This window comes from Arsukibacterium sp. (genome assembly GCF_033722355.1).
Classification (GTDB): Bacteria; Pseudomonadota; Gammaproteobacteria; order Enterobacterales; family Alteromonadaceae; genus Alishewanella.
Genome location: NZ_JAWVZF010000019.1, coordinates 19,262 through 29,898 on the forward strand (window position 1 = coordinate 19,262; position 10,637 = coordinate 29,898).

Below are 10,637 nucleotides of genomic sequence, written 5' to 3' on the forward strand. Positions count from 1 at the left end.
GTTCTGGCAGGGCCGGCATGGCCGGAAAAAGTGGCTATAGCATACCGCAGCAAGGTTTTGACAACAATAAGCAAGCGCGTTGTCTATACTGGAAAAACAACCAAGGAGACGCCATGAGTGATTTTCAGAAAAAATACCAGCGCTGGTTAGCGGAATTTAACCGGAATATGCAGCAAAACCCTGATAACTACGACAACCAGTTAATAAAGTTTATTGATACCTTTAAACAATACATCAGAGCGGGCAAGGAGCTTAGCGCAGAAGAAACCCGGTTGTTTGTCGAGACCTTAAAACGGCAGTGGCATGAACAGCAGCAATCTGATGACGATTCAAAACAGCAGGCACCTTCATTGTGGCCAGAAGCTTTATGGCAGCAGCTTAGTGGTATTACCGATAAAACTCAGATTGAATGGCAGGAACTGACTCAGGATTTTAAACATCAGGGCATCTATTTTCAGGGTGAGCGGGTAGGCATGGGCCGTTACCGCTGCAGTAACTGCTATCAGCATATTGACTATACCCATCCGGCTGAATTACTGCCGTGTAGTCACTGTGGCGGTGTGCAGTTTTACCGGGAAGGTTTGCCAGTCTGATTTTTCCGCTTCGCCTGATTGCCCTAACCGGGTGTTTTTTTTAGTGTCTTATCACGCTGCAAGCCAGTTTAACGCTGTTTTTACTGGTTTTGTCGCGTTAATCCTCCTATAATGCCCGCCTATTTTTTTGCAGCGTACATTTGTTGACCAACGAGGGAAAGCCGGTGTAGCTCCGATAGCCGCTGATAAATTGCAAATAAAGTTCAGAATACAGCCAGGGTAAGTAACTTTAAACGCAGTTTATGTTAAGCACCTGTGCTGAATGTCGAAAAATAACCTGTTGGACATGTAAATGATTAATACCCTCAAACAGAACTGGTTCTCCAATTTACGAGGAGATGTTCTGGCCGCTATTGTGGTCGCGCTTGCCCTGATCCCCGAAGCTATTGCATTCTCTATTATCGCTGGTGTCGATCCTAAAGTCGGCCTGTATGCCTCTTTTGCTATTTGTTTAATTATTGCTTTTGTTGGTGCCCGACCGGCAATGATCTCCGCAGCGACTGGTGCGATGGCACTTTTGATGATTACCCTGGTGAAAAACCACGGTCTGGAATACTTGCTGGCAGCGACGCTGTTGTGTGGTGTTATTCAGATTGTCTTTGGGATCTTTAAATTGGGCGATTTAATGCGTTTCGTTTCGCGCTCAGTAGTTACCGGTTTTGTTAATGCCCTGGCGATTCTGATTTTTATGGCACAGTTGCCCGAGCTAAGTGGCACTTACGGTACCACCACAGTATATGGCATGACAGCACTGGGTCTGGCTATTATTTATCTGTTTCCTTATGTCACCAAAGCGGTGCCCTCGCCATTAGTGTGTATTATCGTGCTTACCGCGCTGTCGCTTTATTTCGGGCTGGATATCCGCACCGTAGCCGATATTGGTGAATTACCTGACAGTCTGCCAATATTCCTGTGGCCAGATGTGCCACTGACGCTTGAAACCCTAAAAATCATTTTCCCCTATTCACTGGCACTGGCCGTAGTGGGGATTCTTGAGTCATTGATGACCGCGACTATCGTTGATGATTTAACCGATACCAGCAGCGATAAAAACCGCGAGTGTATCGGTCAGGGGGTCGCTAATCTAGGTTCTGGCGTTATTGGTGGTATGGCAGGCTGTGCCATGATTGGTCAGTCTATTATCAATGTAAAATCCGGTGGCCGCACCCGGTTGTCAACGCTGTTAGCCGGCATTCTGTTACTGATTATGGTGGTGTTCTTAGACAAGTGGGTGGGGTTGATCCCGATGGCCGCCCTCGTGGCCATTATGATTATGGTGTCTATTGGTACCTTTAGCTGGTCATCAGTTAAAGATTTGCGCAAAAACCCGAAAAGTTCGTCGGTAGTTATGGTGATGACCGTTATCGTCGTCGTTGCTACCCACAACCTGGCCTATGGCGTATTAGTGGGTGTGTTGTTAAGTGCGCTGTTTTTTGCCAATAAAGTCGGCCAGATTTTGTATATCGGCTCAAAACTGGCCGCCGATGGCCACCGGCGGGATTATCAGGTGGTGGGGCAGGTCTTTTTTACGTCAGCTGAGCAATTTATCGCTGGCTTTGACTTTAAAGAAGCGGTAGAAAAAGTCAGCATTGATTTAAACCGGGCCCATTTCTGGGATATTACTGCCGTCAGTTCACTCGATAAGGTCGTTCTTAAGTTTCGCCGGGAAGGTACTGAGGTGGAGCTGATTGGTTTAAATGAAGCCAGTGCCACTCTGGTGGATAAGTTTGCTGTACATAATCAGCCGGAGGCCGTCGCAAAGTTAATGGGACATTAACTTGGGCGCACCTGACAGGATATTGGCCGGACATCACAGCGAATTCGCTGCTGAAAATAAAGTGTCAGGCCTGCCCTGGCTTTATTGAGTCTGGCAACAGGAGAGTTAACAATGACTAAAAAAGTAATGGCGTGTATCGACGCCTCCCCTTATGCCGAAGCGGTTTGTGATTATGCGGTATGGGCTGCTAAACGGTTAACTGTGCCGATGGCGGTTATTCATGTGCTGGATAAGGCCCAACATACTCATACACCTGATTTAAGTGGCAGTATCGGCCTGGGTTCACAGGAAGTGCTGCTGCAGCAGTTAGCTGAACTGGATGAAAAGCACGGTAAGCTGGCGTTGGAGCGGGGCAGGCTGATGCTGGATGCAGCGAAAAGCAGGGCCGAGCAAGCCGGCGTGGACACGGTTGATGAGCGGCTGCGCCATGGTACCCTGGTTGAAACCCTGGTGGAGCTGGAAGAGGAAACCCGTTTACTGGTGCTGGGCAAACGGGGCTTTAGCAGTGCCGATGCGCATGGTCATCTGGGGCTGCATGTGGAGCGGGTGATCCGCAGCTTACATAAGCCTATCTTGTTAACCCAGCAAAGTTATAAAGAGCCGCAGCGAATTATGCTGGCGTATGACGGCAGTGCCACCGCATTAAAAGGTCTGGAGATGCTGGCGGCGAGCCCGCTGGGAAAAGGGTTACCGGTACATCTGGTAATGGCCGGTGCTAACATTGAAGCGGCTCAGCAGCAAATGGAAACCGCGGCGCTCATTTTGCGCAACACCGGTTTTGAAACCAAAGTTGCCATTGTCGGTGGTGAGCCAGAAGAGGTTCTGAATCAGTATCAGCAGGAGCATCATATTGACCTGATGGTGATGGGGGCTTACGGCCATTCCCGGATCCGTCAGTTTATTGTTGGCAGTACTACGACTGCTATGATTAGTAAAGCTAAGTGCTCCCTGCTGATACTACGCTAATCCGGACCCGGCATTTTGCCGGGTTTTTTTAACAGTATTACAAGTACTATAGACCTTGTGCTAATAGAACAAAATCAGAACATATTTATAATAATGTCCGGTAAGCGCCGGACTAATTTCGTTGTGTAACTGAGGATAAAAGCGTGAGACAGTGGCTGCTGTGGCTGATGATGTGTGTGGTATTTTCTCCGGCGGCTCTGGCTGCAACCGGACAACTGGATTTAACGATGTCTCCGGTAGGCATTATTTCTCTGGTGTTATTTGCGCTGGCCTATGTGCTGGTGATGGCTGAAGAAAAACTTCATCTTCGCAAATCTAAACCGGTGCTGGTAGCAGCCGGGATCATCTGGGCGCTGGTTGCCTGGCGCTATATGCAGGACGGTATTACCGGTGTCACAGCTGATGCATTCCGCCATACCCTGCTTGAATTTGCTGAACTGATGCTGTTTCTGTTGGTGGCAATGACCTACATTAATGCGCTGGAAGAGCGCAGGTTATTTGATGCCCTGCGGGCCTGGATGATCCGAAAAGGTTTTAGTTACCGCAGTTTATTCTGGATAAGCGGCGTACTGGCTTTTTTTATCTCGTCATTTGCTAATAACATGACCACCGCCATGTTGATGTGTGCAGTCGTGATGAAAGTAGCAGAAGGTGACAAGCGTTTTATTAACCTTACCTGCGTTAACATTGTCATCGCGGCTAACGCAGGCGGCGCCTTTATTCCGTTTGGCGATATTACCACCCTGATGGTTTGGCAGGCCGGCATAATCAACTTTTATGAATTTTTTACGCTATTTGTGCCGGCTGTGGTCAATTATCTGGTGCCGGCAGTCATTATGAGCTTGTTTGTTGAGCGCAGATATCCGGCTGCCTTGCAGGAGGATGTTGAGCTTAAGCGCGGAGCCTTGCGCATCATGACTTTATTTCTGGCAACGATTGCGCTGGCGGTATTATACCACTCGTGGCTGGACTTACCCCCGGTATTGGGCATGATGACCGGTCTGGGATTGCTGCAGTTTTTTGGTTTCTTCCTGCGTAAAACGTTACCCGGTTCACTGGCACGAAAACGAGCAATGGCTGAGCGTGAGGGTGATTTGGATCGGTTAAAAACACTGGGACAGATCGTGCCGTTTGATGTGTTCAGCAGGATTGCCAGAGCCGAATGGGATACCCTGTTGTTTTTCTATGGCGTGGTAATGTGTGTTGGTGGTCTGGGTTATATCGGCTACCTAGAATTGCTCTCTACCAGTCTCTATGAAAACGGCAATCCTACCGTTGCCAATGTGGTACTGGGCCTGATGTCTTCGGTAGTGGATAATATTCCGGTGATGTTTGCTGTACTCACTATGCAGCCCGATATGTCGCATGGTCAATGGCTGCTTATCACCTTGACGGCCGGGGTGGGCGGCAGCCTGTTATCGATAGGCTCGGCGGCTGGCGTGGCACTGATGGGGCAGGCCAGGGGCTACTATACCTTTATGGGCCACCTGAAGTGGGCACCGGTGATTTTACTGGGCTATTTCGCCAGCGTCGCCGCACATTTATGGCTGAATGCGGCCAGTTTTACCGACTTTGGCGTGGTCAACTAGTGGAGTAGCTTGTAAGCTGCAGATCATCTTAAAGCTGCTAAGCTTAGCCAGATAATCTTAACGTCAGCCGATGGCGCCTGCATTTAACCGGCGGGCAGTCGGTAATCTGAATAAGGAGATGTTATGACTAAGCTAACCGATCAGAGTTTATTAAAGAAAGCGTCGTACTGGCAAGGTGAGTGGCACGACGCAGACAATTGTTTTGATGTTACGAATCCGGCTAATGGCGACGTTATAGCGAAAGTGGCAAATAGCAGTGCCGACGATGCCGAGAAGGCAGTAGCTGCTGCTCATCGCGCGTTTAATGCCTGGGCTGCCCGGCCTGCCGCCGAACGAGCTGAGCTGCTGCTGCGCTGGCAGCAACTTTTGCTGGAGCATCAGGATGATTTAGCTTTGCTGTTAACGCTGGAGCAGGGCAAACCCCTTGCCGAAGCCAAAGGCGAAATCGCCTATGGCGCGGGCTACCTGCAATGGTTTGCTGAGGAAGCGAAGCGTGTTTATGGTGATACCATCCCTGCTAAGACTGATGATCAGCGGATTATTGTTATAAAACAACCCGTTGGTGTCGTTGCCGCCGTCACACCATGGAATTTTCCGAATGCGATGATTGCTCGCAAAGCGGCTGCCGCACTGGCTGCAGGTTGTACCTTTGTGGTTAAGCCCGCCCAGCTGACACCGCTGTCTGCCCTGGCGATGGCAGAACTGGCTGACCGGGCCGGTATTCCTGCCGGGGTATTTAATGTGATAACCAGTACCGATGCCAAAGCGATTGGCGAAGTGCTGACTGAAGATAAGCGGGTCGCTAAATTTAGTTTTACCGGCTCCACCAAAATCGGTAAGCAACTGGCAAAACAATGTGCCGGCACAGTTAAGCGGGTATCGCTTGAGCTCGGTGGCAATGCGCCCTTTATTGTGTTTGATGATGCTGATCTGGACGCCGCAATCGACGGTTTGATGGCGTCGAAGTTTCGAAATGCCGGCCAGACCTGTGTCTGTACCAACCGGATCCTGGTTCAGCAAAAAGTGCTGGCTGCTTTTACCGAAAAACTGCTAAAGGCTATTGGCAAGCTGAAACTTGGTGATGGCACAGCTGACAACGTTGATATTGGCCCGCTGATAAACCATGATGCCTGCGACAAAGTAGATAAGTTACTGAATGAAGCGCTTGCCCTCGGTGCTAAGTTACAGTGTGGCGGCAAACGGCAGGCGGCCGACAGCCTGTTTTATTTACCTACCCTGATAACCGGGGTCAATAATGATATGGCGGTAGCGCAGCAGGAGATATTCGGTCCGGTAGCCGCAATCCAAAGTTTCGATACTGATGCTGAAGCCATCGCGCTGGCTAATGCTACGGATTCAGGCCTGGCAGCGTATTTTTACAGCAGGGATATTGGCCGCGTTTGGCGGGTAGCCGAGGCGCTGCAATATGGCATGGTGGGTATTAATGAAGGTATGGTTTCTAACCCGGCTGCTCCCTTTGGTGGCGTTAAGCAGTCTGGCTACGGCCGGGAAGGCTCAAAATATGGCCTGGCCGATTATCTGGATATTAAATATTTATGCTTGGGTGGATTGGCTGATTAAACCCGATATATCAGACAGGCTTTATAGCCGCACCAGAACAAACCACAGCGCATTATGGCAGCAACTGAGCTCATCGCCCCGTTGTTAAGCCTCGCTGCGCTGGAAGTTGCCGCCAACAGTTTCTATTTGCTGGCGGTTTTTCTGGCTGCGCGAAACAGTATTCACACCTGGTGGCTTGGAATTATCGGCTGCAGTTTATTTGCGCTGCTGTTTTTTCAGGTTCAGCTTTACGCTGAAAGCATGTTGATGTTGTTTTTTATTGCCACCAATTTTATTGGCTGGTACCAGTGGGGCCGGCAGCTGGGTATAAAACAGATAACCAGCAGCCGCCTTAGCCGCTTAGTGTTATACACAGTGATTGCCCTTCTTATTACCATAGCTCATGGTTTTTTACTGCATAATCTGACCGACGCTTATGCGCCTTATGTTGACTCGGCTATTTTAATGTTCAGCCTGATTGCTCAGTTTTTACTGATGAACCGTAAACTGGAAACCTGGTGGTTCTGGTTGCTGGTCAACACCATTGCCATTCCACTTTATCTTTCCCGCGAATTATATGTAACTGCCATCGTCTACTGTGGTTTCTGGTTTAACGCCTGGTATGGCTTATATCTGTGGCGCCAGTTAAAAAATGCAAACAAACGGGTCCAGAGCAAGTTGCAGTTGAAATTCTGACTTTACTCAACCTTGATATTAGCGCGGATCAGGCAAATACCGCAGCCCAGGTTACCGCATTTCCTGCACCATGAACCAGTGCTGGCGCTATGACACTTCCGGTATGATTACGTAGCCACTGAAAGAACATGCTGACCCCGGTATAGATGCCAATCAGAATTACAACCACAATAAACTCATCCTGTTGTATGTAATGCCACAGTCGAACCGAATGCAATGGGGCAATAACAAAAGCGACAGTGGTCACAGTGGCAGCCACTGACAGCGAAAGATGACGTTTTAATGTGGTAAATAACAAACCACGATACAGTAACTCCTGGCCGATACCGATACAAAAACCTGTACAAAACCAGGCCAACCACCACCATAATCCGGCTGAAAAACTTTTTAATAATTGTTCAGCTTCCAGCAGACCAAACAGCAATGCGCTTATTAACACTGCGCCTAGCACCAGACTATTCTGGCTACGCGGTAATTGCAGTATAGGGGGATAAACACACCGTATAACCGCCAGTAACAGTATCACAAGCCCAAACTCAGTAAGCAGCCGCAGCGGCTGATTAAAATACCAGTGGTGCGCATCCAGCAGCCAGGGGTCAGGTTGCAACCAGAGCCGCACCGGAAGCTCCATCAGTAGAAAAGTCAGTATAGCGACCCAGCTTATCAATCCAGCGCGTTGCGCTGGTTGATTAGCGTTGTAAACGACTGATTTCACGTTTTAATTCCTTATCATTGCTTTGATTGGCCTCGTTAAGATGTTGCAACATCTGCGCAGCATTGCCATTAAGCTTGTGCAGTTGTGCTAAACGAAGATGTGCCCAGGTCAGGTCTGGAAGATCAGCAGAAACTGGCGCTTTAGCAATAAAGTGATTCAAAGCGTAAATGCCATCTGCAATTCGTTGTTGGCTAAACAGTGCTGTACGGCCTATTTGATACCAGGCATTAAAGACGTAGATCCCATCATTATCCTGTGATGCTGATGTCGCTGCGTAAAAGGCATCAAACGCCGGTGCAAATTGCTGTTCCTGTTGCAACAGTAAGCCATGGCGATAATGAAATTCAGCTTGTCCGGGGTAGTCTGAGCGGCATTGTGCAAGCAATTTACGGTATTTCTGTTGTTGCTCAGTCTGCCTGTAGAAGCTGAGCTCGGCAAGTTTACCTTGCAGCGCATCTGATAGGGCAATTTGCTCTACCTCCTGCCATGCCAGCTGCTTATCACCGCCGGCAATGCCGGGTGCATTAAGATAAAATGACATCAGACCCCTTCGGTAGTCGGTATTGTCTGGTTGTAAGGCTACGGCGTGCTTTAAGCAGCGTAAGGATTTTTTGGCGTAGCTCAGTGCTGAGAAAATAGCATCCCCTGCCTGCTGGCCCATAATACGGCCACATATAAATTGCACTTCTGCGTTTTCGGGATATAAGGCAAGGGCTTTTCCGATCAGCTTTTCAGCCAGGTCAAGATCTGTGCCCATAGCTATTTTCGCTTGTTGCAGTTCCGCCGGATTATTGGTTGTGTTTATCTCAGCTGATCGCGTCGCTGCTGGAGCTAAAAGTAATAGTATAAAAATTAACATCAATCGCATGGTTATTGCCTCTGTGGTTTTGATCAGAGTACCAAGCCAGCCTTGCTGCGGTTAGTGCCAAAAGTCACTAAATAATATGATGACTTTTGGTACAAAGTGCGTTTCGGATTACCGGTATTCCGGCAGAGGCAGAGACAGAGGGAGAGGACGAATGTTTACAACCAGACTCGCAACAGGCTGGCAGCGATAAGTGCCAGATAGGTCACGGCAACAGTGGGTTTAGCTGCTTGCCGCGCATAGCCAAGGATCAGTTGCAATGGGGGTTGTCGCTGATATTGCCATTGGCTATGCCACTGACAGCCAATATCCTGCGCTTGTAAAATAGCCTGTTCCAGCTGCAAAAGGCGATCCGCAGCCCGTTGCTGCCAGGTTTTAAGCAGCGCCTCATGCAACCAGAACAAGCCGATAATACCAAGCTGCAATTCCAGTCCGGCGGCATTTTTTAACAGCCATAGCCAGACCAGAATACTAATGATTTTCAACCAGAGTGCTTGTTGTTCCTGTTTATCGTAGCTTTGCTGAACCAACAGCCATTCAGCCTGATTTTTGTCTGTCATAATGCGTCCCTGCGGCTGGCCGCTTCATTTATATAAATTTGAGTTGTTGTTTAAGTTTAGCGGGTAATTGCTGCAAATCACTATCATTTTTGCTCACCACCACTACATCGGCATGTTTTAACGCCAGACTGCGGCCATGATACTGATCATCCGCAAAATACTGCTCAAATTTCAGTGTACTGCTCTGAGGTACGAAAAACACGGTGGCTAATCCCTGTTCGGTTTGCATCACCAGATGCAAGGAACGGGTACCACGAAAATCACAAAAGTTAGCGTACACTATGTTATCTTGCCAATCGGCCAACTCTGCACCAAAACTGGCCAGTTTGGCATTAACCTGGCTTAATGGTTGTGGTGTTAACATCTGGTCCAGATAAGGCGCCTCATGGTACACATGGGCCAGAGCATGCTGCCCCAGCGTCATTTGCGGAAAACCATAGTTAAACCAGTTCAGGGTAAGGCCTGCTACAAAAGCAATCGATGCCGCCACAGCAATAGCCGCGCTAAAGCGTCTTTTCAGGGTTTGCTGGCTGTGCCGCATGTGCTGGCGCAGCAAATTCAGCTCAAGTGAGTCTGGCACGTTAAATTCGAAAGCCTGCTTTATCCTGGCCTGATCCAGCAATAATTGCCGCTGCAATTGCTGCAACTCGGGGTCGGCGGCCACGGCATCCCCCAATTCAGTACTTTTCGCCAGAGGATCCGCCATCAGAGCTTGTTTCAGGGTTAAATCAGCCATTATATCTCCCCCTTGTGCTGGGCACTCTGTTGCGCGACCAGACGCTGTTTCAGTAAGTGTCTGGCCCTGAATAAACGCGTATTGACTGTATTAATGTTTAAACTCATTAACTTACCAATTTCTTCGCTGGTGAAGCCTGCGAGTGCTTGCAATAACAGGGGTTCCCCGTATTCAGACGGCAGTAACAGCAACTGCTGTTGCAGCAACGCATTATCATATTGTTGCTCTAGTGCGGGGTTAAGGTCATCGGCGATGCTGTCTTGCTCAATATCACAGTAATCGAGTTGCTTGCGTTCAAAGCGCCGGGCATTTTCCCGGCGTAAAATAGTGATAAGCCAGCTCTTGGCTGCATTGTCATCCAGCAGGGAGTCAAGTGCTTTCCAGGCGCGTAAAAATGTATCCTGCACAATATCTTCGGCAGTATGCTGGTCGCGGCAAAGCCAGTAAGCATAACGATATAAATCAGCGTGGTACAACCGCACCAGCTGTTCGTAGCGCTGACTGTTGTTTTGCATTTTACGTTTAAATAAACTGACCGGCAAACTAAGCAGGCTATGTCGGGATGGTGCCATAATGTCAG

Annotated in this window: 11 protein-coding genes; 6 read left to right on the forward strand and 5 right to left on the reverse strand. The window is 48.9% G+C overall.

All coding sequences use genetic code 11. The features are described from left to right. Positions 1-113 precede the first annotated feature (113 nt). The 6 genes from R3177_RS03885 to pnuC all read left to right on the forward strand — a co-directional run bounded on the left by R3177_RS03885 (position 114) and on the right by pnuC (position 7,181). Positions 114-593: a zinc ribbon-containing protein gene (locus R3177_RS03885; protein ID WP_318969724.1), complete on the forward strand. Its 480-nt coding sequence runs from the start codon at positions 114-116 to the stop codon at positions 591-593. 292 nt (positions 594-885) lie between these two features. Then, the gene (locus R3177_RS03890) at positions 886-2,370 is read left to right on the forward strand and encodes a SulP family inorganic anion transporter (protein WP_318969725.1); all 1,485 of its coding nucleotides are present in this window, start codon (positions 886-888) and stop codon (positions 2,368-2,370) included. A 111-nt stretch (positions 2,371-2,481) separates the two neighbouring features. Next, positions 2,482-3,336: a universal stress protein gene (locus tag R3177_RS03895; protein WP_318969726.1), complete on the forward strand. Its 855-nt coding sequence runs from the start codon at positions 2,482-2,484 to the stop codon at positions 3,334-3,336. Between the two features lie 167 nt (positions 3,337-3,503). Continuing rightward, entirely contained in the window at positions 3,504-4,925 is a 1,422-nt protein-coding gene (gene nhaD, locus R3177_RS03900; protein WP_318969735.1) for a sodium:proton antiporter NhaD, read from the forward strand. Between the two features lie 123 nt (positions 4,926-5,048). Next, entirely contained in the window at positions 5,049-6,506 is a 1,458-nt protein-coding gene (locus R3177_RS03905) for an NAD-dependent succinate-semialdehyde dehydrogenase (RefSeq protein WP_318969727.1), read from the forward strand. 54 nt (positions 6,507-6,560) lie between these two features. Continuing rightward, positions 6,561-7,181, forward strand: a complete 621-nt coding sequence (pnuC, locus tag R3177_RS03910) for a nicotinamide riboside transporter PnuC (RefSeq protein ID WP_318969728.1) — start codon at positions 6,561-6,563, stop codon at positions 7,179-7,181. Between the two features lie 28 nt (positions 7,182-7,209). On the opposite strand, the gene R3177_RS03915 is transcribed toward pnuC, so the two are convergent. From R3177_RS03915 to R3177_RS03935, 5 genes are all read right to left on the reverse strand, one after another. Continuing rightward, entirely contained in the window at positions 7,210-7,896 is a 687-nt protein-coding gene (locus R3177_RS03915; protein ID WP_318969729.1) for a CPBP family intramembrane glutamic endopeptidase, read from the reverse strand. Further along, positions 7,871-8,653 (reverse strand): hypothetical protein, encoded by a 783-nt coding sequence (locus tag R3177_RS03920; protein WP_318969730.1) that lies wholly within the window; start codon positions 8,651-8,653, stop codon positions 7,871-7,873. Before R3177_RS03920 ends, R3177_RS03915 begins: the two co-directional genes overlap by 26 nt. Positions 8,654-8,919: 266 nt before the next feature. Further along, a complete protein-coding gene (locus R3177_RS03925; protein WP_318969731.1) occupies positions 8,920-9,321 on the reverse strand; it encodes a hypothetical protein in 402 nt (133 codons plus the stop codon). Between the two features lie 28 nt (positions 9,322-9,349). Next, entirely contained in the window at positions 9,350-10,057 is a 708-nt protein-coding gene (locus R3177_RS03930) for a DUF3379 family protein (RefSeq protein ID WP_318969732.1), read from the reverse strand. Then, positions 10,057-10,629, reverse strand: coding sequence for a sigma-70 family RNA polymerase sigma factor (locus R3177_RS03935; protein WP_413229062.1), 573 nt, complete (start codon positions 10,627-10,629; stop codon positions 10,057-10,059). Before R3177_RS03935 ends, R3177_RS03930 begins: the two co-directional genes overlap by 1 nt. Between the last annotated feature and the right edge of the window lie 8 nt (positions 10,630-10,637).